Origin of the sequence: Bradyrhizobium sp. 62B, assembly GCF_030272265.2 — a bacterium.
Taxonomy (GTDB): Bacteria; Pseudomonadota; Alphaproteobacteria; order Rhizobiales; family Xanthobacteraceae; genus Bradyrhizobium.
This window is the reverse complement of the sequence record NZ_CP092841.2, coordinates 6,707,918-6,732,026: the sequence shown is the minus strand read 5'-3', so window position 1 is coordinate 6,732,026 and position 24,109 is coordinate 6,707,918. Positions and strand designations below refer to the sequence as shown.

At 64.3% G+C, this 24,109-nt stretch carries 16 protein-coding genes; 9 read left to right on the top strand and 7 right to left on the bottom strand.

Annotated features, from left to right (window positions below; translation table 11 throughout):
• The first annotated feature begins 37 nt into the window (after window positions 1–37).
• Window positions 38–493 carry a cupin domain-containing protein gene (locus tag ML401_RS32230; RefSeq protein WP_194404606.1) on the top strand — a complete coding sequence of 152 codons (456 nt, stop codon included), beginning with the start codon at window positions 38–40 and terminating at the stop codon, window positions 491–493.
• A gap of 81 nt (window positions 494–574) precedes the next feature.
• On the opposite strand, the gene ML401_RS32225 is transcribed toward ML401_RS32230, so the two are convergent.
• The 5 genes from ML401_RS32225 to ML401_RS32205 form a co-directional block, all read right to left on the bottom strand.
• Complete coding sequence (locus ML401_RS32225; RefSeq protein WP_285808073.1) at window positions 575–1,627, bottom strand: amidohydrolase; 1,053 nt, start codon at window positions 1,625–1,627, stop codon at window positions 575–577.
• A 111-nt stretch (window positions 1,628–1,738) separates the two neighbouring features.
• Window positions 1,739–2,260 (bottom strand): hypothetical protein, encoded by a 522-nt coding sequence (locus ML401_RS32220; RefSeq protein ID WP_285808072.1) that lies wholly within the window; start codon window positions 2,258–2,260, stop codon window positions 1,739–1,741.
• Between the two features lie 65 nt (window positions 2,261–2,325).
• Window positions 2,326–3,141, bottom strand: a complete 816-nt coding sequence (locus ML401_RS32215) for an MBL fold metallo-hydrolase (RefSeq protein ID WP_285808071.1) — start codon at window positions 3,139–3,141, stop codon at window positions 2,326–2,328.
• A 109-nt stretch (window positions 3,142–3,250) separates the two neighbouring features.
• On the bottom strand, window positions 3,251–4,777 hold the full coding sequence (locus tag ML401_RS32210) for a permease (protein WP_259217758.1): 1,527 nt from the start codon (window positions 4,775–4,777) through the stop codon (window positions 3,251–3,253).
• On the bottom strand, window positions 4,774–5,523 hold the full coding sequence (locus ML401_RS32205) for an ABC transporter ATP-binding protein (RefSeq protein WP_212067790.1): 750 nt from the start codon (window positions 5,521–5,523) through the stop codon (window positions 4,774–4,776). Before ML401_RS32205 ends, ML401_RS32210 begins: the two co-directional genes overlap by 4 nt.
• A gap of 261 nt (window positions 5,524–5,784) precedes the next feature.
• Here ML401_RS32205 and ML401_RS32200 point away from each other — a divergent pair, with 261 nt between their 5' ends.
• The 6 genes from ML401_RS32200 (at window position 5,785) to ML401_RS32175 (ending at window position 12,633) form a co-directional block, all read left to right on the top strand.
• Window positions 5,785–6,660: a branched-chain amino acid ABC transporter permease gene (locus tag ML401_RS32200; protein WP_194404600.1), complete on the top strand. Its 876-nt coding sequence runs from the start codon at window positions 5,785–5,787 to the stop codon at window positions 6,658–6,660.
• 5 nt (window positions 6,661–6,665) lie between these two features.
• Window positions 6,666–7,817 (top strand): branched-chain amino acid ABC transporter permease, encoded by a 1,152-nt coding sequence (locus ML401_RS32195; protein ID WP_285808070.1) that lies wholly within the window; start codon window positions 6,666–6,668, stop codon window positions 7,815–7,817.
• Window positions 7,814–8,572 carry an ABC transporter ATP-binding protein gene (locus ML401_RS32190; protein WP_211415760.1) on the top strand — a complete coding sequence of 253 codons (759 nt, stop codon included), beginning with the start codon at window positions 7,814–7,816 and terminating at the stop codon, window positions 8,570–8,572. The genes ML401_RS32195 and ML401_RS32190 overlap by 4 nt, the downstream gene beginning before the upstream one ends.
• A 3-nt stretch (window positions 8,573–8,575) precedes the next feature.
• Window positions 8,576–9,364: an ABC transporter ATP-binding protein gene (locus tag ML401_RS32185; protein ID WP_194404597.1), complete on the top strand. Its 789-nt coding sequence runs from the start codon at window positions 8,576–8,578 to the stop codon at window positions 9,362–9,364.
• Between the two features lie 91 nt (window positions 9,365–9,455).
• A complete protein-coding gene (locus ML401_RS32180) occupies window positions 9,456–11,294 on the top strand; it encodes a long-chain fatty acid--CoA ligase (RefSeq protein WP_211415761.1) in 1,839 nt (612 codons plus the stop codon).
• A gap of 139 nt (window positions 11,295–11,433) precedes the next feature.
• Window positions 11,434–12,633 carry an ABC transporter substrate-binding protein gene (locus ML401_RS32175; protein ID WP_194404595.1) on the top strand — a complete coding sequence of 400 codons (1,200 nt, stop codon included), beginning with the start codon at window positions 11,434–11,436 and terminating at the stop codon, window positions 12,631–12,633.
• Window positions 12,634–12,808: 175 nt separating this feature from the next.
• On the opposite strand, the gene ML401_RS32170 is transcribed toward ML401_RS32175, so the two are convergent.
• Both ML401_RS32170 and ML401_RS32165 read right to left on the bottom strand, forming a co-directional pair.
• Window positions 12,809–13,921, bottom strand: coding sequence for a lysozyme inhibitor LprI family protein (locus tag ML401_RS32170; RefSeq protein ID WP_285808068.1), 1,113 nt, complete (start codon window positions 13,919–13,921; stop codon window positions 12,809–12,811).
• A gap of 90 nt (window positions 13,922–14,011) precedes the next feature.
• Window positions 14,012–14,740 carry a transglutaminase-like cysteine peptidase gene (locus tag ML401_RS32165; RefSeq protein WP_285808066.1) on the bottom strand — a complete coding sequence of 243 codons (729 nt, stop codon included), beginning with the start codon at window positions 14,738–14,740 and terminating at the stop codon, window positions 14,012–14,014.
• A gap of 655 nt (window positions 14,741–15,395) precedes the next feature.
• Between ML401_RS32165 and ML401_RS32160 the strand changes: the two genes are divergently transcribed.
• Together ML401_RS32160 and ML401_RS32155 are read left to right on the top strand one after the other, a co-directional pair.
• On the top strand, window positions 15,396–21,629 hold the full coding sequence (locus ML401_RS32160; RefSeq protein ID WP_285808065.1) for a VCBS domain-containing protein: 6,234 nt from the start codon (window positions 15,396–15,398) through the stop codon (window positions 21,627–21,629).
• Window positions 21,630–21,760: 131 nt separating this feature from the next.
• The gene (locus ML401_RS32155) at window positions 21,761–23,992 is read left to right on the top strand and encodes a CHASE2 domain-containing protein (protein ID WP_211415765.1); all 2,232 of its coding nucleotides are present in this window, start codon (window positions 21,761–21,763) and stop codon (window positions 23,990–23,992) included.
• Window positions 23,993–24,109: the final 117 nt, after the last annotated feature.

The following is a 24,109-nucleotide window of genomic DNA, read 5'->3' as shown; positions in this document are numbered from 1 at the left end:
GACCCGGCCATACTTATTATATCCCCTGGGGAAGAAGATGTCGCGCTCATTGATTGAAATCGGTAGTTGCAATGTCGACCTCGAGCTGCGGCCGATCGAGCCGTCCTGGATCATCGAGGGCAACCCGGTGTCGCGCTCGCACATCCTGTCCACCAGCGCCGACGGCACCGCCTCGACCATCATCTGGCACTGCACCGAAGGGCGCTTCAACTGGTACTACGATATTGATGAGACGATCATGATCATGGAAGGATCGATCGTGCTCGAAAGCGACGGCATGCCGCCGAAGCGCTACGGCCCCGGCGATGTCATCTTCTTCCGCGACGGCGCGCATGCCAAATGGCATGTCGAAGGCTACGTCAAGAAGATCGCCTTCTGCCGCAAGACCAATCCCGTGATGATCGGCTTCCTGATCCGGGTCGTGAACAAGCTCAAGAAGATCTTCACCGCCACCGGCGAGCGCCGCCCGGCCTCGCTGATGGGCGCAGGCTAGGGCTACCAATCAGGTTTCAAGGACGCTTCCCAGCGACCACGACGAAGAGGGGGCGGGATAACATCCCGGCCCCTCTTCTCGTCATGACGGCAACTCGAGCCGGTAGACTTCTGTTGCAGTCTGCGAGAACAGGGCCGTCTTCTCGTCCTCGCTCAGCGGTGCGGCGATACGCTTGAAAGCGTTGAAGATCACCTGGTAGCTGCACTGACCCTTGTCCGGCGGGAAATTGCTCTCGAACATCGCGCGCTTGACGCCGAACGCCTCGATGCAGGTCTCGACATAGGGCCGCCAGGCCGCGGCGAGCTCCTCGGATGTCGGGGGCCTCTCGCGCAAATGGAAGTCGTAGCCGAGCAGGCACATTGCGAGCCCGCCTAGCTTGACCACCACGTTCTCGCATCTCGCGATCTCCCGGATCGACGCACGCCATTGCGCGAACACCTCCTCGCGCCGTCCCGCGAAGCGACCTGTCCCGGCCGGGCCGCCGCAATGGTCGAGCACGATCCTGGTGTCGGGGAAGGCTCGTGCCAGCGCGGTGAGCTCACCGATCTGCGGATGGAATAGCCAGGCGTCGAAGCTGAGGTTCAACGGCGCGAGGCAGGCAAAGCCTTTGCGAAAGGCCGGGTCCTGCAACAGCCCCTTCGGCCTGTTCGCATACATGCCGGCGACAACAGGATCTTCGTCCCAGGCGGAGGAATGCCGGATGCCGCGGAAGCGGCCGTTGCCGGCCGCGATCTCGGCCTCCAGCACCGGTTTTGCGGCGTCGCCGAGCAGCAGATTGGCGTGGCTGACGATGCCGGCGCAGATCGCGGCCTTGCCGTAAGCGCCGCTCGCGCTCATCGCCGCGACCCCGTTTGCGAACTCGACCTCGCCGACGGGCCGGAATGCCTCCGGTCCGTGGGCGCGATACATCGAGCGGCAATCGACATAGACGGTCGCGATGATGTTGTGGCCCGAGGCGATGTCATCAGCCATCTCCTCGATGAGATAGCGGTGCCCGCGATTCCAGAGATGGTGATGGGGATCGACGATCGGCCGCGCGGGATCGATGATCTCCTCCTGATGCAGCGCAAGCCAGTCCTCGCGCGGCTCGACGAACAACCCGCTCGTGTTGGTGGGCAACCCGCTTGCAGCCATCGGCGTTCGCTCCCTCATGTTATTTTGCCGGGAGCCTATCATCTCGTCTCGCCACGCAGCAGCGCGCGCTGCGCAACCGCACCCGTCGCCGCGGGCAATGCGGCGCTGTCGTCAACTCTTGCGCCGCTTGGCCCTCACGTCGACGACCAGTCGCCAATTGGCTGCATTGGCCGTTTTGACCTCGCCGAGCCAATGGAAGGCGTCCTTGGTGATCTCCGTAAAGCTCCAGCGCGTCAGTTCGCCGGCTTCGGTGGTGCCTTCCTGTACGATGTCCTGCCCGCGCGAATGGCCGATCTGCTGGCGGAAGACGCTGCGGCCGGGATCGAACCAGGAAATCCGCCACGCGTCGATGGTCGGATCGTAGACACGCAGCGTCGTGCCGTACCAGTTGCCGGCGATCGGAAACGCTTGAGAGCCCGCGGGGCGGGGAATGATCCAGACGTCCTGGACGGCACGGCCCTCCAGCACCCAGCCGAAATGGATCTCGCCGATTGCGGTGTGTTTTGCGCCGTCGGATCCATGGGCGGTGATCTCGGCATCCCAGTAGCCGACAAAGCGGCCGTAAAGCTGCAGCGCCGCCGTGTGCTCGGGATTCGGTCCGTCCGCGTGCAAGAGTTTGGCAAAGTCGGTCATGTCGATCTCCTGTTGAGAGGAAATCAGCACTTTCCGCCGGCGACCGGCTTGGAGAAAATTGCGCCTCAGACCCCGTCGAGGATGATCACCGTCGGCTTCGAGGGCAACGCATCCCGCGACATCCGGAAGGACCGCCCGGAGCGGCGGTCGATCTCGAATTGCTGGCCAATCCGGCGCATGAAGTCGTCGAGCGGGGTGGCGAAGCGGTGCATCGGCAGCACCACCGAGGCGCGCAGCCGCCTGGTGATGTCGGAGATGCCGTCCAGCGACATGGTGTAGGTGCCGTCGATGGGCACCATCACGATATCGAGCCGTCCGATCTGGGCGAAATGGCTGTCGTCGAGCTTGTGATGGAGGTGGCCGAGATGGCCGATGCAGAGGCCGGCGACCTCGAAGATGAAGATCGAATTGCCGTCGCGGATCATGTCGGTGCCGGCATCGTCGCCGAAATAGCGGCGGATGTCGGTCGTGACGTTGCGGATGAAGGTGTCGCTGATGCGCTCCGACACGAGCGCCGGCTTGCCGTCCTCGCCCCAGCCATGCAGCACGTGAGGAATGCGCTTGTCGGGAAACAGCGAGTAGTGCGTGCTGTGGGCCCGGTTCATGGTCACGACGTCGGGCAGCCGTCCCACCTGATAGGCGCCGCTGTAATCGGTCGCGATGCGCAAGCCCCCGGGCGTGTCGATGAAATAGGTGGAGTGGCCGGCATAGGTGATCCCGACCTCGGCGGTGCCGGCGGCCTGCCGGAACGCGACCGGCATGGCCCGCGGGGTCGCGTTGGCCATCGCCAGGCATTCGCTGCGCTGTGGTTGCTGTTGGGCGAGGGCAGGTGAGAGAACTGCGCCGAACAGCGCCAGAGTCGCCGAAACCAGTCGCCACATGAATTCCGTCCCCGATGACGCCTCCGGGAAAGTCTAGCGTGCAATGCTGCATGTGGCCAACTGCCAGCGATCAACAGCGCGTCAGTGTCGCACCTGTCGCTCCCGCCCTCTATTCGCGTCTTGGGCTGAACTTCCAGGTGACCGCGACGAGGCCGGCGGTGATCAGGCCGCTGATCAGGCCTGCCAGAGGCAAAGCGAGCAGCAGCGCTGCACTCGCGGCCCAACCGATCGAGGAGAAGGCTTCAGCAATGGTCGCCAGCCGCGACGAGGTCTGGCGGCGGCGGAATTGGCTGCGCCGGGCCTGCACCCGGAACCAGAGCTGGATCGCGGTCGCGGAGGCCGCGCTGGTAATGACCGCGCCGGCACTGATTGCGGCCTGGTAAGGCGAGGCGAAAGCGAGTGCGGCGATCAGCGGGCAGAAGATCACGGCGATCGCGATCAGCACCACCTCGATCTTGGCGCGGGTGACGTTGGAGGGCGTCAAGGGCGCCGTCGCGACGAGGTCGGGGGCGTCCTCGCCCGAGATCGTCAGCCAGGCAAGTCCCCCGGCGAGCTGCCCGGCCGCCATCACGATGACGGGCGTGATCAGCGTGAGCGCCGCGGAGCTGTCGGCAAAATTGCGCCAGAGCAGGAGCGCCGGCGGCACCAGATAGAGCAATTGCATCAGGGTCTGTGAGATCAGCCAGGGATCGCGCCAGAGCAGCGCAAATTCCTTGCGACGCAGCGCCTGTTGCCGCGAGCCGGCGCGGAACGGCCGCTCCTTGGCGCGCCGGCCGCCCGATGTGCCGTAGGCCGCGGCATCGATCGCCGTGTCGGCAAAGCGGTGAGAGAACGTCGCCATGACGCTGCCGAGCAGCACCAAAGCGAGCGCCAGGAGCAGCAGCAACGCCTCGCTGTCGCCCATCACCGCCCGCGCCGGCCACCACCAGATGCTGTCGACGTCGGGCGCGTGAGCGGCCAGGCTACCGGAGGTCAGGATGGTGAAGCGCGACAGCGTGCCGTAGGACATGATCGCGGCGACCTGGAGCGCGATCACGAAGCCGGCGCCGATGATCGCGGCGAGGATCTGGGCGATCAGGCGCGTCCGCGCCGGGCCGATCAGGCGGAACAACAGGATGGTGACGGCGATGGCGATCGCCGCGGCCGACAGGCCCATCGCGACCACGACGCCGAATGAAGCGAGCCAGCGCGGCCCGCCGCCGATCACGAGCACGTCGATGAAGGGCGTCGAGAACAGCAGCGCCATCACCGTGACGGTCAGCGCGATCGCGGCGATGCGGACCGAGAACAGATTGGCAAGCGTTGCCGGCGAGGACATGATCAGGTCGAGATCGGCGCGGGCGTAGAACACCCGCGTCACCGATTCGATCGCCTGCGACAGCATCAGGGTCCAGGCGAGAAAGATCGTCGCCGAGATCACGATCAGCGAGGATTTGTCGAGCGGCAGCTGCAGATCGGCGAAACGGCCGATCACCGCCCAGGCCGGCAGGTGCAGCAGCGCAGCGAAGCAGACGAGGCCGATGACAGCGGCGCGCGTCCGCTTGCGCCGTCCGCCGGTCATCATGGCGAACCATTCGCGCCAGGCGAGCCGTAGCTCGTGGCGGGCAAACCAGGAGAGCGCGGTCGCCGAGCTCATGCGGCTTCCGGAAGCGTCACCAGCGCGATGAAGAGATCCTCCAGGCTGGTGTCGGCATCGCCGTTCTGCTGGCGCAGCTCGCTCAGCGTGCCCTCGGCGACGAGGCGGCCCGAGGCGATCACGCCGATGCGGTCGGCCATGCGCTCGGCCACTTCGAGAATATGCGTGGTCATGATGACGGTGCAGCCGGCGCGGACACGCTCGCTGAGCAGGCCCTTCACATGGCGGGCCGAGACGGCATCGAGCCCAGTCAGCGGCTCGTCGAGGATGATGAGGCGGGGATCGTGCACCAGCGCGCCGGCCAGCGCCACCTTCTGGCGCATGCCCTTGGAAAAGCCCTCGCAGCGCTCGTGCCGGTGCGGCGCGAGGCCGAGCGAATCCAGCAGGTCCTGCGCGATCGGCTCGGAGACCGACGGCGCGATGCCCCAGAGGCCGGCGACGAATTCGAGGTATTCGAGCGGGGTCAGCTTGTCGTAGATCATCGGTTCGTCGGAGACCCACGCCATCACCTGCTTGGCGGCGACGGGGTTTTGGAGCGCATCGATGCCGAAGATCGAGACCGCGCCGGCATCGGGGCGCAGCAGGCCCGCCACCATGCGCAAAGTCGTGGTCTTGCCGGCGCCGTTGGGGCCGACCAGCGCATAGAATTCGCCGGCGTGGATGGTGAGATCGAGGCTATCGACCGCCAGACGGTCAAAACGCTTCGTTAACCCCTTAACTTCCAGTGCCGAGCTGTCCGGCTTCATGACGGCCACACCATCCGGTTTTGCATCGCTTGGACCATGGCCCGAAGATGTTTCGGCGCGGTGAATCGCGCTGCAGCAAATTCCGTCATCCGGATTGGACTAAAGGCAAGTCACCGTTTGTTGACAGCGCTGAGTGGTTCAGGCTGAATTGGTTCCGGACAAATGGCGCTAACGCAGCGAAACGACTGCGTAGCGACTGGACACAAGATACGGCAAGGCGGTCGGGAAGAACCGCCGGTTGTATCGGGAGGACGCGCGTCAATGCTGGATTTCGTTCAGCAGCTGGTCAGCGGTGTTGCGCTCGGCTGCGTCTACGGCCTGATCGCGCTCGGCTTCGTGCTCGTCTACAAGGCCACCGAGGTCGTCAATTTCGCCCAGGGCGATCTGATGATGCTCGGCGGCTTCTTCGCCTTCACCTTCATCGGCATGATGGGCCTGAACTACTGGATCGGCTTTGCCGGTGCGGTGGCCGCGATGGCGCTGTTCGGCATGCTGGCGGAGCGCGTGGTGGTGCGGCCGATCCTCGGCTATCCGCAATTCTCCATCATCATGGCGACCATCGGCCTCGGCTATTTCCTGCGCTCGATCGCCGGCATGATCTGGGGCACCGACGATCTGAAGATCGAGACGCCGTTCAGCCAGGGCGTGCTGCGGATCGGCTCGCTGGTGCTCGCCTACGACAAACTGTCGGTGATCGCGGCGACGATGATCCTGTGCACGCTGCTCTGGCTGTTCTTCAACAAGACCACGCTCGGCACCGCGATGCGCGCCAGCTCCGAGAACATGCTCGCCGCCTATTACATGGGCATTCCGGTGAAGCGCGTGGTGTCGATCGTCTGGGCGATCAGCGCGGCGGTCGCGACCTGCGCCGGCGTGCTGCTGGCGCCGATCACCTTCATCCATTCCAATGTCGGCCTCGTGCTCGGCCTGAAGGCGTTTCCGGCCGCGGTGCTCGGCGGCTTCGGTTCGATTCCGGGTGCGGTGGTCGGCGGCGTCCTGATCGGCGTGATCGAGAGCATGGCCGGCTTCTACCTGCCCGAAGGCTGGAAGGACGTCGCGCCCTATCTCGTGCTGCTCGCGGTGCTGCTCTTGAAGCCCGAAGGCCTGTTCGGCCACCACGTCCGCAAGAAGGTCTGAACGCCATGCGCTTCCTGTTCAAGACCGACTATGAGGACGACATCAAGCTGTTCCCGCATTCGGGCTACTTCGTCTCCTACGGCATCCTGCTCGCGTTGCTGCTGATCGCACCCTATGTGCTCTCCAGCTATCTGATGAGCCAGCTCGTCTTCGTCTGCATCTATGCGACCGTCGGCGTGGCGCTCCTGATCCTCACCGGCTTCACCGGCCAGGCCTCGCTCGGCCACGCCGCGTTCCTCGCCATCGGCGCCTACACCGCCGCCTATTTGCAGAAATACAACGTGCCGTTCCCGGTCTACTTCCTCGCCGCCGGCGGCCTGACCGGCATCATCGGCGCGATGGTCGGCTTTCCCGCGCTGCGCCTCACCGGCATCTACCTCGTCATCGCCACGATCTCCTTCGCCCTGATCGTCGAGGAGATCCTGGCGCGCTGGGAAAGCGTCACCAACGGCAACGAGGGCATGCGGGTCAAGACGTTGTCGCTGCTCGGCGTCACGGTGCCGCGCGACAGCCCGGCCTTCTATTTCCTCTGCCTTGCCGTGCTGGTGCTGACCATCGTCGGCACGCTCAATCTGCTGCGCTCGCCGACAGGGCGCGCCTTCGTCGCGATCCGCGACAGCGAGACGGCGGCGCGCAGCATGGGCGTCAACGTCGCGCTCTACAAGGTGAAGTCCTTTGCGATCTCGGCGGCGATCACCGGCTTTGCCGGCGTGCTGTTCGCCCATAAGCTCTCCTTCATCTCGCCGGAGATGTTCACGCTGCAGCTCTCGATCGAGTTCATCATCGTGATCCTGATCGGCGGCACCTTCAGTCTGCACGGTGCGGTGCTGGGCGCCATCTTCATCGTGATGATCGATCCGTTCCTCACCTACCTCAAGGACGACATGCCCGGCATGATCTCCGGCATTGCGGCGACGCTTGGCGCCGGCCCGGCGGTCGCGGGAAATATCAAGTCGAACGTCGCGGCCTTCGCCTCGCTCAACGGCCTGAAGGGCGCGATCTACGGCATCATCATCGTGCTGTTCGTGCTGTTCGAGCCGCTCGGCCTCTACGGCCGCTGGCTGAAGATCAAGCTCTTCTTCCAGCTGTTCCCGCTCTACAAGCGCGCCACCTTCAAGCGGCAGAAGATCTATGTGAAGTCGGAGCGGAACCGATGAGCTATTTCCGCGCCGAGAACCTGTCGCTGCATTTCGGGGGCCTCAAGGCCGTCGATGCGGTGTCCTTCGCGGTCGAGAAGGGCGAGATCCTCTCGATCATCGGGCCCAACGGCGCCGGCAAGAGCTCGATCTTCAATTTGATCTCGCGGATCTACCGGCCGACCTCGGGCCGCATCTTCTTCGAGGATCAGGACATCACTGAGGAGCCGCCCTACGACATCGCCAAGCTCGGCATCGCCCGCACTTTCCAGAACATCGAGCTGTTCGAGAACGCGACCGTGCTCTCCAACCTTCTGGTCGGCCGCCACCGGCACTCGAGCACGCAGCTCTGGCAGGAGCTGCTGTTCCTGCCGAGCGTGCGGGCCAACGAGAAGCTGCACCGCCGCAGGGTCGAGCAGGTCATCGAATTCCTCGATCTCGAACCTTATCGCGACAAGCTGATCTCCGGCCTGCCCTATGGTGTCCGCAAGGTGATCGAGCTGGCCCGCGCGCTGTGCTCGGAGCCGAAGCTGATCCTGCTCGACGAGCCGTCATCCGGCCTCAATGTCGAGGAGACCGACGACATGTCGTTCTGGATCCGGGACATGAAGAGCGAGCTCGGCATCACCGTGCTGATGGTCGAGCACGACATGTCGCTGGTCAATCGGGTCTCCGACCGCGTCATCGCACTGAACTACGGCCGCGTGCTGGCGATGGGCTCGCCTGCCGAGGTTCAGCAGCACCCCGACGTCGTCGCCGCGTATCTTGGAGCCTGACCCATGGATGCCGCGGTGACACCCGATATCATCCTGAAGCTCTCCAACATCGAGAGCTATTACGGACCGATCATGGCGATACGCGGCATCTCGCTGGAAGTGCCGCGCGGCCGCATCGTCACGCTGCTGGGGGCCAATGGCGCCGGCAAGACAACGGTCCTGAAGACCATCTCCGGCATCCTCGATCCGCAGAAGGGCTCGATCGAATTCCTGGGCAAGCCGATCCAGCGCATGGAGGCCGACCGGATCGTGCGGCTCGGCCTCAGCCATGTGCCGGAGGGGCGCGAGGTGTTCCCGTTCCTGTCTGTGCGCGAGAACCTGATGATGGGGGCCTATCCGCGCAAGGACCGCGACGGCGTCGCTGACGATTTAGAGCGCGTCTACGGCTATTTCCCGCGCCTGAAGGAGCGCATCAACCAGCCGGCCGGCCAGCTCTCGGGCGGCGAGCAGCAGATGCTCGCGATCGGACGCGCGCTGATGAACCGGCCGACGCTGCTGTTGCTCGACGAGCCCTCGCTCGGCCTGTCGCCGCTGCTGGTGAAGGAGATCTTCACCATCATCCGGCGCGTCAACGAGGAGCAGGGCATGTCGATCCTGCTGGTCGAGCAAAACGCCAAGGTGGCGCTGGAGACGGCGCATTACGGCTATGTGCTGGAGATCGGCCGCATCGTGATGAACGACAGCTGCGACCGCTTGATGCATTCCCAGGACATCCAGGAGTTCTACCTTGGCGCCAAGGAAGCGGGCGCCCGCGGCGAGCGGCGCTGGAAAAAGAAGAAGACGTGGCGGTGAGGACAAGCTGGCAGTAAGATGAGCTTGCCATCCGCGACATAGACCGCCGGCAAGGCAGGCAGCGGAGGCAGGCGACAAGGAGGAGAGGCGCATGGCCCGACCGGCAGTGCTGACGGTCGCTGATACGATCGCAAAGAGCTTTCTGCGCGCTGCGGAGACGCGCGGCGATCGGCCGGCGATCCGCGAGAAGAAATTCGGGATCTGGCAGCCGACGAGCTGGCGCGAATGGCTGGAGATCTCCAAGGAGATCGCCTACGGGCTCAATGCGATCGGCTTCCGGCCCGGCGACGTCGCCTCCATCATCGCCAACGCCGTCCCGGAATGGGTCCATGCCGACATGGGCATCCTGTGCGCCGGCGGCGTCTCCTCGGGCATCTACCCGACCGACGCGTCGTCCCAGGTCGAATATCTCGTCAACGATTCCCGAACCAGGGTGATCTTCGCCGAGGACGAGGAGCAGCTCGACAAGATCCTCGCCTGCCGCGCCCGCTGTGCAAGCCTGCAGAAGATCATCGTGTTCGACATGGAGGGGCTCAGCGGCTTCTCCGACGACATGGTGATGTCGCTCGACGAGTTTCGCGCGCTCGGCCGCAATCACATGGTCGGGCGCGAGGCGCTGTGGCAGGAGATGATCGACAGCCGCAGCGCCGGCGATCTCGCCATCCTCGTTTATACGTCCGGCACGACCGGCCCGCCCAAAGGCGCGATGCACGCCAACCGCAGCGTCACGCACCAGATGCGGCATGCCAATGACTTCATCCCGGCGCGAGAGGACGACGACCGCCTGATCTTCCTGCCGCTCTGCCATGTCGCCGAACGCATCGGCGGCTATTACATCTCGGTCGCGCTCGGCTCGGTGATGAATTTCGCCGAGAGCCCGGAGACCGTGCCGGACAATCTGCGCGAGGTGCAGCCGACCGTCTTCCTGGCGGTGCCGCGCATCTGGGAGAAATTTTATTCCGCCGTCACCATCGCGCTGAAGGATGCGACGCCGCTCCAGCAATGGGTCTATCGCCGCGCCATCGGCATCGGCTACCGCATGGTCGACTACAGGCTCGAGGGCAAGGCGCCGCCGCTGTCGTTGCGGCTCGCAAGCCGCGTCGCCTACCGGGTCGCATTCCGCAACATCCGCCGCATGATCGGGCTCGATCGCTGCCGCGTCGCCTTCACCGGCGCGGCGCCGATCGCGCCGGAACTGATCCGCTGGTATCTCGCGCTCGGCATCGACATGCACGAGCTCTACGGCCAGACCGAGAATTGCGGCGTCGCCACCATGATGCCGGCGGAGCGGATCAAGCTCGGCTCGGTGGGTACCGCGGTGTCCTGGGGCGAGGTCGCGCTGTCGCCCGAAGGAGAGATCCTGATCAAGGGCGACTTCCTGTTCATGGGCTATCTCAACCAGCCGGAGAAGACGGCGGAGGCGATCGATCAGCGCGGCTGGCTGCACACCGGAGACGTCGGCACCATCGACAACGAGGGCTTCGTTCGGATCACCGACCGGATGAAGGACATCATCATCACTTCCGGCGGCAAGAACATCACGCCGTCCGAGATCGAGAACCAGCTCAAATTCTCGCCCTACATCTCGGATGCCGTCGTGATCGGTGACAAGCGGCCGTATTTGACCTGCCTCGTGATGATCGACCAGGAGAATGTCGAGAAGTTCGCCCAGGATCACGACATTCCCTTCACCAATTATGCGAGCCTGTGCCGGGCGACGGAGATTCAGGATCTGATCGGTCGCGAGATCGAGCAGGTCAACGGCAATTTCGCCCGCGTCGAGACCATCAAGAAGTTCTACCTGATCGAGCGCCAGCTCACGCCGGAGGACGAAGAGCTGACGCCGACCATGAAATTGAAGCGCGGCTTCGTGAACAAGCGCTACGCCGCCGAGATCGAAGCGATGTATCGCCAACGCGCGGTGGCGTGAGGCATGCGCATGCCCCGGAAGAGTGGAAACCGGTTTTCGGAGAAGGGGCATGCGCTGAAGAAAAGTCACGTCTGAGAAAGCGAAGGAGCGACGGCCCCCGCCCTCCGCGTAACACGGGCCTTTAGGAGAGGAGACGTCAATGTCGAAATCGTTCAGCGCGTTCGGCCTTGCTGTGAGTGCCGTGGTGCTCACCTGTCTGCCGGCCGCGGCGCAAACCAAGGTCACCAACGAGGGCATCTCGGCAAGCGAGATCGTCATCGGTACGCATCAGGATCTCTCGGGCCCGATCAAGGGCTGGGGCGTTCCGGTCTCTAACGGCATGAAGATGGCGACCGAGGAGATCAACGCGGCCGGCGGCGTCAACGGCCGCAAGATCCGCCTCGTCATTGAGGACAGCGGCTACGATCCGAAAAAGGCCGTGCTGGCGTCGCAAAAACTGATCGAGCGCGACAAGATCTTCGCGATGGTCGGGGCGATGGGATCGCCTACCGTGCTCGCCGCGCAGGACATCCTGCTCGACGCCGGCGTGCTTCAGCTCTTTCCGCTGACGGCCGCCGAGTTCACCTTCAAGTTCGATCCGGCCAAGCCGCAGGAGCGGCTCAAGTTCAACAATTTGCTGCCCTATGTCGAGAGCACGCGCGCGGCGCTGAAATACATGATGGAGTGGAAGAACTTCAAGAAGCCCTGCATCATGCACCAGGACGACGAGTACGGCAAAAACGTGCTCGACGGCTTCAACCAGCAGCTCACAGCCATGAAGGTGCAGCCGGCTTCGATCACCAGCTACAAGCGCGGCGCCTCGGACTTCAGCGCGCAGGTCGCCAAGATGAAGTCCGACGGCTGTGACCTCGTCGTGCTCGGCGCGGTGCTGCGGGAACCCATTGGCGCCATGACCGAGGCCAAGAAGCTCGGTTGGGACGTCACCTTCCTCGGCGCAACGCCGACCAACGTGATGGAAGTGCCGATGCTCGGCAAGGACGCCGTCGAAGGCCTCTACGCCGCGAGCGGCTTCGAGATCCCCTATGAGGACACCGCGAAAGGCAAGGTCAAGGACTGGCTCGTCAACTACAAGAAGATGTTCGGCACCGACGCCAACACGCAGGCGATCATCGGCTACAATGCGATGATGACCTTCGCCTTCTACGCGCAGAAGGCCGGCAAGGACCTCACGGGCCAGAAGATGCTTGATGCGCTCGAATCGGGTGAAAAATTCCTCGACATCTTCAACTCGCCGCCGACCAAGTTCTCCAAGACCGACCACCTCGCCAACACCATCACCCAGGTGCAGCAGGTCAAGGGCGGCCGCTGGGTGCTGGTGAAGGACAATCTGATGTTCTGATGCTTCGCTTTCACCCTCCTCTGGTGGGGAGGGTCGATCGCGCGTAGCGCGAGCGGGTGTGGGGTGATCTCTCAGCACGGGCAGTGCCGCAAAGCCGAGTCCGTCACCCCACCCCGTCTCACATTTCGCTGCGCTCGATGTGAGCCGACCCTCCCCCTCCAGGGGAGGGTAAGTGCTACGATCCCCCGCCGGCCGTCCCCGAATTCACCGGCGCCAGTTCGTCCTCGCGGCAGCGCCAGCCGTCGGCGGCTTTGACGAACGCGAACGTCCGCTGGATCCTGAGGCGGCGCGTCACGTTGAAGGCTTCCGCCGAGCGTTCCTTGTTGGCGGCGCCTGGCTGCGGACGACCGGTCCTGGCGTCCCAGCAGGTGCCGGTGCAGGTGGTCGCGACCTTGCTACACATAGTGAAGGGCGCCAGCACCGCCATTTCGATCTCGCCCGTGACCTGCGCCTCCTGCTCGGTCACCTGACTGTCGAGCGCGTAGACGCGGTTGATGCGCAGGAAGTTGCCGCACGAATTGGCCGCATGGATACGCGCGGCGCAGAAGTCGACCGCGTCGGTGTCGGGGATGCGGGCCGCGACTTGGCGGCCAAACACCTTCTTGGGATCTCCCTTCGCGGCGCGCACTTCGTCGGTCTTGCGCTTCAAATGCTCCGCAACACAGTCCTCCGCGGATTCGAGCTCCTCGAGCGGCACGTTCTCCTTGCCGACCAAATTGCATTTGCGGTCGCGCTCGCGGGTCCACCTGCCGTATTCAGCAAAGGCAAAGCGCGCCGCGGTCGGATCCAGCTTGCTGATCAGTCCGAGCACGAGGCCATTGAGCTCTGCTTCGGCCAGGGTCAGCGACGGGTCCGCGCAGATCAGCGCGCCTGCTGCGGTGTTGGCCGCCAGACAGTCGAAGTCGGGATCGCGCACGATCGCAGCGCGCTCCTCGGTCACCTTGAGCAGGCAGGCCTTCACCCGGTCGAATTCGTCGGGGCGGACCGCGGTCTGCCCGACGATGCCGCAGCCGAGATTGCGCTGGCGGATCCAGATCGCATTCTCTTCGATCGCAGGCAGGCGATCGGGCAGGCGGGCAAGCCGCGCCTCGATCGCGGTGCTCAACGTCTCGGCGGCGGCCGCAAGCGCGGCGTCACCGCAGAACAATTGATTGCCAGGGTCGCGGATCTGCGCGCAGTTGTTCTTGGCGAACAGCGGCAGCCTGTCGGCGATGGAGCGGTCGGACTGCGCTGACGCGGATGAGGCGAGCGCCAGCAGCGCAATCACAGTCAGCACGATGAACCGCATTCCCTCGCCCCCGCATGGAAGGCGCCATGCTAACGTCTGGGATCGCGTGGTGGAATGGGGTTGTGTGGGGAGGTCTGGTCTACAAGAGGATCAATTTGCGCCGGACGCCATCGAGAACCGCGCGGGCTCGTCGACATATTTCAGCACGGCCGACTGGTAGAGTGTGAACAGCGGTTGATAGCTGCGCGCGGCGTCGTCCTCGACCATCGCCATGCGGCGGTTGTCGAGCATCAGCCAGCGGTCGTCGAGCTTTGCTGCGGCAACCGCATGCTCTTCACCGGCCCTGGCGTCCCGCACCACGACGATGCGGAGGTCTTCGGCGGCGATTCCTGCCAGCCGCAGCGCGGCCAGCTTGGCGATGGCGTAGTCTTCGCAATCGCCGGTGCCGCTGGCGAAGGTCGCAAGCGGTGAGCTCCAGACGTCGTCCATGCCGTCATTGGCAGCCCGGATGGCAAGGTTGATGGCGCGGTTGGTCTCGCCGAGCCGCGCGCGGCCGTCGCGAGTACGGGCCTGGTCGACGATGGCGAGCAGCTTCAGGGCCGCGGTCGACGCGCAATTGTCGCGGTCGCCGTCGCACAGAGCAAGCTGCACCATGTCGTCGTCGAGCCTGTCCTTCAGCGCGAGCCATTTTTGCCGCAGGCTGCCGGACGAAATCGCGAAGGCGAATACGCCGAACGGCTCGGCGGATTTGCGCACGAGAAGGCCGGCTCCCGGCGACAGCAGCGAGCCGGCGCGAAGCTCGGCGGCCGATCCGAACAGGATCAATCCGCACAGGACAAGCATTGCGCGCCAGGCGCGCGAGCGAGCAGCGGTCTCCATCTGACATCCCCTTCCTGGCTTCGTCGGGTCCCCCTCGACCTCGACGCGCCGGGCTTTGTTGCTTTCGGGGAGATAGTGCGAGACGGGCCGTTTTGTTCTGCTTAATGCGCCCGGCAGGGGTTCCTAAAACCGGGAACAGGCTGAAACCGACCTGCCCAAATTGCGTAAAATTTTACGATTCTCGGGCTAGGAGGTGTTCTGCTGCCGCGAAATGGAGGCAATTGCAGGCACAAGTTGTGGGGACGTCGAATCTGCGTCCTATGCCTAACAGTCCGCTATTTCACGGGGTCTGTTACTTAGGTCACAGATTTAGCTCTGTATTTACCGCAGGATGTGGCGGGACCCCGCCAACAAAAGATGACGCAAGTATCTGTGCCGTGACTATACGGCAGGTTACCTCGGAAGACTGGAAATGCGTGCAAACAGGCCGAATTCGACTTCAGAACATTTGAAAGATTACTTCGGCTTCTCTATGGAGGCGCCGCTCCGCAGGGGCGCCTACGGCCAAGTGATGCGAAATCACACAAGCATTAGGTGGTATCGCTAAGGACTTGGTAATGCTATGCAAGCTTAGGCAGTCGATACTTACTTAAATTTTAACCCTTTTTACGGTGCCCGGTTGAATTACGCTGGCCAATTTGACGGCGCGATTTCCTTGGACGGCCAGGGTTCCCGCTCGCCCTTCAATGCCCCGACCAATGCCCATGTCGATTCCTTTACCGCGAAGGCGCACGGTCACGTGCCTGACGGCGCGTTCGTTGTTCCCGACCCCAACCTGATCTTCAACGGCGAGTTCAAGCGCGCAGGCCTCGATCTCGTCTTGTCCCACGAGGGGCACGAATTCGTCGTTCACGATTATTTCCGGGGTGACAAGCGCGCAGCGCTCGCCTCGCCCGATGGCGCCCACCTCACCGGCGACATCGTCAACGCGCTCACCGGCTATGTCCAGGTTGCGCAAGCCGCGCCCGGCGCTGCCGCGGCCCAGGTCATCGGCCACGTCACCAAGCTCTCCGGAAGCGCGACCGCGATCCGCAACGGCGTCTCGGTCATCCTGAACAACGGCGACAATGTCGAGAAGGGCGACGTGGTTTCGACCGGCGCCGATTCGACCCTCGGCATCACCTTCATCGACGGCACCGTGTTCGGCTTGTCTTCGAACGCGCGCATGGTGCTGAACGAGATGGTCTACGACCCCAACGGGTCGAGCAATTCCTCGCTGCTGAGCCTCGTCGCCGGCACCATCACCTTCGTCGCCGGCGAGACCGCCAAGCACGGCGACATGAAGATCGACACGCCGGTCGCCACCATGGGCATCCGCGGCACGGCGGTGCTGACACAGATCAACTTCGTCGTTCCGGCAGGCGGCGGCGATCCGCAGCCGCAGGCCAGCTTCCAGGTGCTGGTCGAGCCGAACGGCACGACGGGCTCCTACATCCTGTTCGACAAGATCACGCTGCTGCCGATCGCGACGGTCAACCAGGCCGGCCAGATGATCCAGATCAGCGGCGGCAACGTCTCGATCTCCAATGCGCTGATGTCGCCGGACGTTCAGAAGCTGATCACGGACGTGTTCACGCTGAAGTTCACCGACAACAACACCAACACCAAGCTGACCACGAACTTCACCGACACGCTCACGCCGATGAGCCTGGACGTGGTGTTCAAGTCGGCGTCCGGCCCCATCGTGACCGCGACCTTCGTCAATCTCAATACGCAGGGATCGGAAGGGCCGAGCACCTCCACGCCGCCCGCCTTGCGTATTCCCGGCCAACCGATTGCGCAGAGCTTCGACTCCAGCGGCAATTTGAAGACGGCGTTCTCGCTGACCGAGCGTGCTGACGCGACCGGCGACACCCATGCCGATACGATCTCCGGCCTGATCAGGTTCGTCGACCAAAACCTCGGCGACCGGCCGACGGTGAGCATCAGCCTCGCCGAAGCGCCGAACTATGCCTACAAGGACGCCGGACAGCACGACGTCACCGGCTCGCTCACCGATCTCCAGAAGCAGGACATCGCAGCGACGCAGATCCAGATCAACGTCGTCCCCGGCGCCGGCAACGACAACAACGGCTCGGCGGTCTGGACTTACACGATCCCGGACAACGTCTTCGACTTCCTCGCCGCCGGCGAAACGCTGGCGCTGACCTACATGGTCCGCGTCGATACCAATTTCTCGGTGAGCCCCGAGTCGAAGCTCATCCCGATCACCATCACGATCACGGGGACCAACGACAAGCCCACCGTCGCGACGTCGGGCGGAACCGTCATCGAGAAGATCGGCACCGGCAACGAGGCTCTCGACACCATCACGGGAACGGTCACCTTCACCGACGTCGATCTGACCGACCGGCCCATCGTGAGCGCGGCGCTCTCGTCCAGCCAGCCCTTCAAATATCTCGATGCGCAGGGCCACGATATCAGCGCGACGCTGACGCCGCAGCAACTCGCGGCGATCGCCGCCGTCGAGGTGCCGCTCACCGTGCTGCAGGGTGCGGGCAACGGCAACAACGGCTCGGCCATCTGGACCTACAGCGTTTCCGACCATCTCTTCGATTTCCTCGCCGAAGGCGAGACGCTGACCCTCAACTATGTGGTGCAGGTCGATGACGGACACGGCGGCGTCGTCAGCACGCCGATCACCGTGTCCATCAACGGTGCGGACGTCAATGTCGAGGGCACCAACGACGTGCCGACGATCGTCGAGGACGACACCAATCCGGCCGGCGCTGTGACGGAGGATAGTGCGGCCACGCTCGCGGCGAACGGCACCATTGCCTTCAACGACCCCGATCTCACCGATACGCACACTGCGAGCTACGTCCTGAAGTCGACGGTTTCGAGCGCGCACCTGCCCGGGTTCGGCGACGGCACGTCGCATATCGGCACGTTCGCGCTCAATCCGGTGGTCGAGAGTCCGGGCGTCAGCTCCCGTGGATCGGTGGGCTGGACCTTCACGCTCGACGACAACGATCCGGTGCTGCAGTCGCTGGCGGAAGGCCAGACCATCACGCAGGTCTACACCGTGACCGTCGACGACCATCACGGCGGGACGGTGACGCAGGACGTCACGGTGGTCATCACCGGCACCAACGACGCGCCGACCATCACGAGCGATGCAGACGCCGCGGCCGGGGCCGTGACCGAGGATGCGGCCACGCCGACGCTGTCGACCGGCGGCACGCTGGCGATCCAGGATCTCGACCTGATCGACACCCACACCGCGGAGGCGGTGTTCAAGTCGGCGACGTCGAACGCGCATCTGCCGGGCTTCGACGGCCATACGCCGCTCGGGACCTTCACGATCGACCCGTCGGTGACGGAATCCAGCGGGGACACCGACAACGGCGCGACGCTGGGCTGGCATTTCGCGCTCAACGACAACGATCCGGTGCTGCAGTCGCTGGCCAAGGGCCAGACCATCACCCAGATCTACACCGTCACGTTCACCGACAATCACGGTGCGGAGGTCACGAAGGACGTCACGGTCACCATCACCGGCACCAACGACGCGCCGACGGTGACCAGCAGTGCCGCGGACGCCGCCGGAGAGGTGACCGAGGACGACACCAGCGTGACGCTGTCGATCGACGGCACTTTGGCGATCCAGGATCTCGACCTGATCGATGCACATACGGCGCAGGCGGTGTTCAAATCGTCGACGTCGAGCGCGCATCTGCCGGGCTTTGACGACGATACGCCGCTCGGGACCTTCACGATCGATCCGTCAGTCCTCGAATCCATCATCGACACCGATAATGGTGCGACGCTCGGCTGGCACTTCAGCCTCGACAACAACGATGCGGTGCTGCAGTCGCTGGCGCAGGGCCAGACCATCACCCATGTCTACACGGTCACCTTCACCGACGATCACGGCGCATACGTCTCGCAGGACGTGACCGTCACCATCAACGGCGCCAATGACGCGCCGACGATGACCAGCAGTGCCGCGGATGCCGCCGGAGCGGTGACCGAGGACGCCTGCGTGACGCTGTCGATCGACGGCGCGCTGGCGATCCAGGACCTCGATCTGGTCGACACCCACACTGCGGAAACGGTGTTCAAATCGTCGACCTCGAGCGTGCATCTGCCGGGCTTCGACGACGACACGCCGCTCGGCACCTTCACGATCGATTCCGCAATCGCCGAGTTCAATGATGACACCGGCAACGGTGCGACGCTCGGCTGGCACTTCAGCCTCGACAACAACGATGCGGTGCTGCAGTCGCTGGCGCAGGGCCAGACCATCACCCAGGTCTACACGGTCACCTTCACCGACGATCACGGCGCGTATGTCTCGCAGGACGTGACCGTCACGATCAACGGCGCCAACGATGCGCCGACCATCACCAGCGATGCCGCCGCGGCGACGGGCGCGGTGACCGAGGATGACGACGCCTCGCTGACGGCCGGCGGCACGCTGGCGATCCAGGATGTCGACCTGATCGACACCCACACCGCGCAGGCGGTGTTCAAGTCGTCGTCGGTCAGCTCGGCCCTGCCGGGCTTCGAGGACGACAGCACGAATATCGGCACTTTCACGATCGACGCCGTGTCCGAATCCGGCAGGGATACCAGCAACGCTGCGATGCTCGGCTGGCACTTCACGTTGGACAACAGCGATCCCGTGCTGCAATCGCTGGCGGAAGGGCAGACCATCACTCAGGTCTACACCGTCACATTCGACGACCAGCATGGCGGCACGGTCAGCCAGGACGTCACCGTCACGATCACCGGCACCAACGATGCGCCGGCGGTCTCCTATGTCACGTCGGACTACATGAATTTCGACGGCCAGACCATCGCGGTGGGCGAGGTGCCGACGGTCGCTTCCGATGAGGTGACGCTGGACGGCTGGGTGAACTGGAACGGGGGCGCAGAGGCCGGTCATGGCCAGATCCTGTTCTACAACGGCAACACTTCGACGACGGGCTTCGGCCTGCTCGGTACGGTCAATGCCGATGGCACGATGGAGCTGCAGATCCTCGCAGGCGGCGTTCAGATCGCCGATACCAGCGTGGCGCTCGCGGCATCGCAATGGCACAACGTCGCGCTGACCCGCGACAACGGCACCTTCTCGCTCTATCTCGACGGCAACCTCGAATATTCGCAGGCCTGGTCGATCAACCCCATCGACGGCAGTCCGTCGAATCCGTCGGCGTCCTACATGATGATCGGCGCCGCGAGCGAGCCGGGCGCGGCGGGCTTTGGCGCGGAAGGCTTCTTCGGCTCGATCGCCGATGTCAGCGTCTGGAACGCCGCGCTGACGCAGGCGCAGATCCAGTCGCTCGATTTCACGGCGCTCACCGGCAGCGAGACGAACCTCGCCGCGTATTACCAGCTCGGCGACGGCAGCGGGACCACGGCCGCCAATGCGGTCAATCCCGCCAAGAGCCTCGCCATCGAGGGCGATGCGGACTGGGCAAGCAGCACGTCAGGACCGGGCGGCGCCGTCGCCGATCTCGTGGAAACCAATGCCGGCCAGCTTGCGCACGGCGTGCTGGCGCTCTCCGACGTCGACGCGACCGATCATGTCACGGTGTCGGTCGGCGAGCTGCAGGTTGCTCTCGACGGCGCGCCGCAGTCCGGCAGCGTCGGCGGGCTGTCGCATGCGGACCTCCTGAACTATCTCAGCGTTCCGTCCGGCGATATCCTCGACGGCACGGCCACGCAGGCGCAACTCACCTGGAATTTCGATTCGCAAGGCCATGCCTTCGACTTCCTCGCCGCCGGCCAGACGCTGTCGCTGCAATACACCATCGTTCCGGATGACGGGTACGGTGCGGGCACCAGCGCGATCGTCACCGTCAACATCGCCGGCAGCAACGATGCGCCGACGCTCGCCGATCTCCACATCGGTCCGCTCACGGACACGGCCGCTGCCGACACCTTCTCGGATCTGAACGGGACGCTGACGGGGAACGACGTCGATACCGGCGAGACGGCGACGCTGACCTATGCCGTCCTCAATGCGGATCATCACCCGGCAACGACGGCTGTCGGATTGTACGGCACGCTGACGATCAATCCCGACGGCTGCTACAGCTACGTCCCGAACGCCGCGGCGATCAATGCGCTGGCGGCAGGTTCCTACGCCGATACCTTTACGGTCCAGACCACGGATGTGCACGGCGCGACCGGCACGGCCACGCTCACGGTCGACGTGACGGGGGCGAACGATGCCAACGGCCCGGTCATCGATACCGCAAGCTTCCAGGTCGAGCACATCATCGAGAACGGCAACGACATCGTCAACGATCTCGTCGTCATCGACACAGATGCAGGCGCGGCGGCGGATACGTTCACCGTCACGCTGTCGACCGCACATCCGGACGTCAGCAGCGTCTATTTCGCTCCGATGACGGGTTCGCTCGAGCAGATCAACGCCGGCCTCGCGAGCGGCGGCACCGGCGTCGTCTACGATCCGACGGGCGCCAGCACCGATGACTACCCGCAGCCGCCCGAATTCGACCAGATCACGCTGACCGTCGCGGACTCGTCCGGCCACTCCGACACGGTCAATTTCATCTTTGTCGAGGGAGAGACCAGCCAGCAGATCGTTCTTTCGGGCGCCGACGGCAAGGACGTCATTTTCGCGACCGAGTCGAGCGACACGCTGATCGGTGGCGGCGGCAAGGACCAGTTCGTGTTCGCGCCGGCCGCATCGCAGGATGCCATCCAGCACACCGTGAACGATTTCGAGATTGGCCTCGACAAGATCGACCTGCGCCAGTTCAGCGGCATCAGCTCGATCGGCGATCTGTCACCGGCGTCGCAGGATGGCGGTACGCTCCTCACGCTGGACAATCACGAGACTATCCTGCTGAAGGGCGTGGTCAGCGCGAACCTGCAGGCCAGCGACTTCATCTTCGGTCCTCATGTCACCTAGTGACGGCGGCCTTGCCGCCTTGACCGCAGCAAAAAACCCTTAGTTCCTGGCGTTCGGGGAATAGCCAACCGCGCGCCGACGCTCCATGATCGGCACGCACGGCATGGTGCAGGCCAGGAAGTCCGATTGGAATGAAACGTCTCAAGATCCTGCGGCGGTGGTTTGCGCGGAAGCTGGGCTTCGCGCGGCTGATGTGCCTTGCGCTGCTGGTGCTGTTCGCCGGCGCGCGCCTGTGGGATCCGCCGCCGATCCAGGAATTGCGGCTGCGCACCTTCGACATGTTCCAGCTGATCGACCCGCGCCACAAGGCGGCGCGTCCGGTCGTGATCGTCGACATCGACGACAAGAGCCTGGCCAAGCTCGGGCAGTGGCCGTGGCCGCGCACGCGGATCGCCGACCTGATCCAGAACCTCACCAATAGCGGCGCGGTGGCGATCGGCTTCGACGTGGTGTTCTCCGAACCCGACCGGCTCAACCCGGATCTGGTCGCGAACCAGATGCGCTATCTCGACGATGCCACCCGCGCTAAGCTGCGCGAGCTGCCGACCAACGACCAGATTCTCGCCGACGCCATCAAGCGCTCGCGCGTGGTGCTGGGCGAGACCGGGCTTCCGTCGGTCTTGTCGGAGCTGGACAAATCGCTGCCGTTTACCGGGGTGGCGACGGTCGGCGAGGAGGGGGCCGAACGCTTCCTGTTCGAATTTCCGGGCTTGCTGCGCAACGTGCCTGTCATCGAGAAGGTTGCAGCCGGCCGCGGCCTGTTTTCAATCAGGAAAGAGCGGGACGGGTTCATCCGCCGCGTGCCGATGATCATGCGCGCACAGGGCAACATCATGCCCTCGCTCAGCCTCGAGATCCTGCGCGTCGTCACGGGCACGCCGACGCTGCTGGTCCGGACCGACAAGACCGGTGTCAGGTCGATCCGCCTCAAGGGCGCCGAGATCCCCACCGACAAGAACGGCCAGTTCTGGGTGCACTACGCGCGTCGGGATCCCTCGATCTACGTCTCGGCGGCCGACGTGCTGGACAACAGCGAGCCGCCGGGCAGGTTTGCCGGCAAGCTGGTGCTGGTCGGAACCTCCGCAGCCGGGCTCAACGACATTAAGACCACGCCGGTGTCCGCGACCATGCCGGGGGTCGAGATACATGCCCAGGTGCTGGAGAGCGTGCTGAGCGGCGCGGTGATCTCGCAGCCGAATTACGCGCTCGGCGTCGAATTGCTCGCGGCGTTGATCATCGGCCTGCTGGTGATCATCTTCACGCCCAATCTCGGTCCCGTGCGCCTCGTGCTCGCGGGTGCGACCTTCGCCGCCATCCTGGTCGGCGTGTCCTGGTTCTTCTATGCGCAGTACCGCTACCTCATCGATTTCACCTATCCGCTGCTTTCGACCACGGCGGTCTACCTGACGCTGATCTTCGCCAGCTTCGTCCGCGAGCAGCGCCAGCGCGTGCAGATCCGCGGGCAGTTCGCGCAATACATGTCGCCGGTCCTGGTCGAGCAGCTGGCTCAGTCGCCGGAAAAGCTGGTGCTCGGCGGCGAGGAGCGCGAGATGACGATCATGTTCTCCGACGTGCGCGGCTTCACCACGATCTCGGAGAGCTACAAGCACGACCCGCAAGGCCTGATCGCGCTGATGAACCGGTTCCTGACGCCGCTGACCGACGTCATCATCGAACGGAAGGGCTACATCGACAAATACATGGGCGACGCCATCATGGCGTTCTGGAACGCGCCGCTCGACGATGCCGAGCACGAGGTCAACGCCTGCGAGGCCGCGATCCAGATGCTGGAGAAGATCGACACGGTCAACAGGGAGCGCGAGGAGGAAGCCGCCGAAAGCGGCCGCGTCTACATCCCGCTCAATGTCGGCATCGGTCTCAACACCGGCATCGGCGTGGTCGGCAACATGGGCTCCGACCTGAAGAAGAACTATTCGGTGCTCGGCGACAGCGTGAACCTCGCCTCGCGGCTGGAAGGCCAGTCGAAGGAATACGGTTTTCCCATCATCGTCGGCTCCCGCACGGCGCTCGCCGCCAAGGACAGGTTCGCGATCCTCGAGCTCGACTTCATCATGGTCAAGGGCAAGACCGAGCCGGAGGTGATATACGCCATCGCCGGACGCGAGGACGTGATGCATTCGGCCGCCTTCCAGCGCCTGCGCAACATCACCATCGAGATGCTCGGCTGCTACCGCGGCCGCGACTGGCAGGGCGCGCTCGATGCGATCGAGCGCGGCCGCCGAAGCGAGGACGCCGACACCCTGGAGAAGCTGTTCAGGCTCTACGAGGCGCGGATCGAGGATTTCCAGCTCAACCCGCCGCCGGAGGGCTGGACCGGGGCGTATGCGCTGCTGACGAAGTAGTGTTTCGAGCGTATAACCAGCCCGCTGGTGCGAAGCGCGGTGCCCACAATCTTATCCTGCAATGTAGAAATGGTGGGCACGCTTACGCTTTGCCCACCGTACGGCAGCGGTGATCGC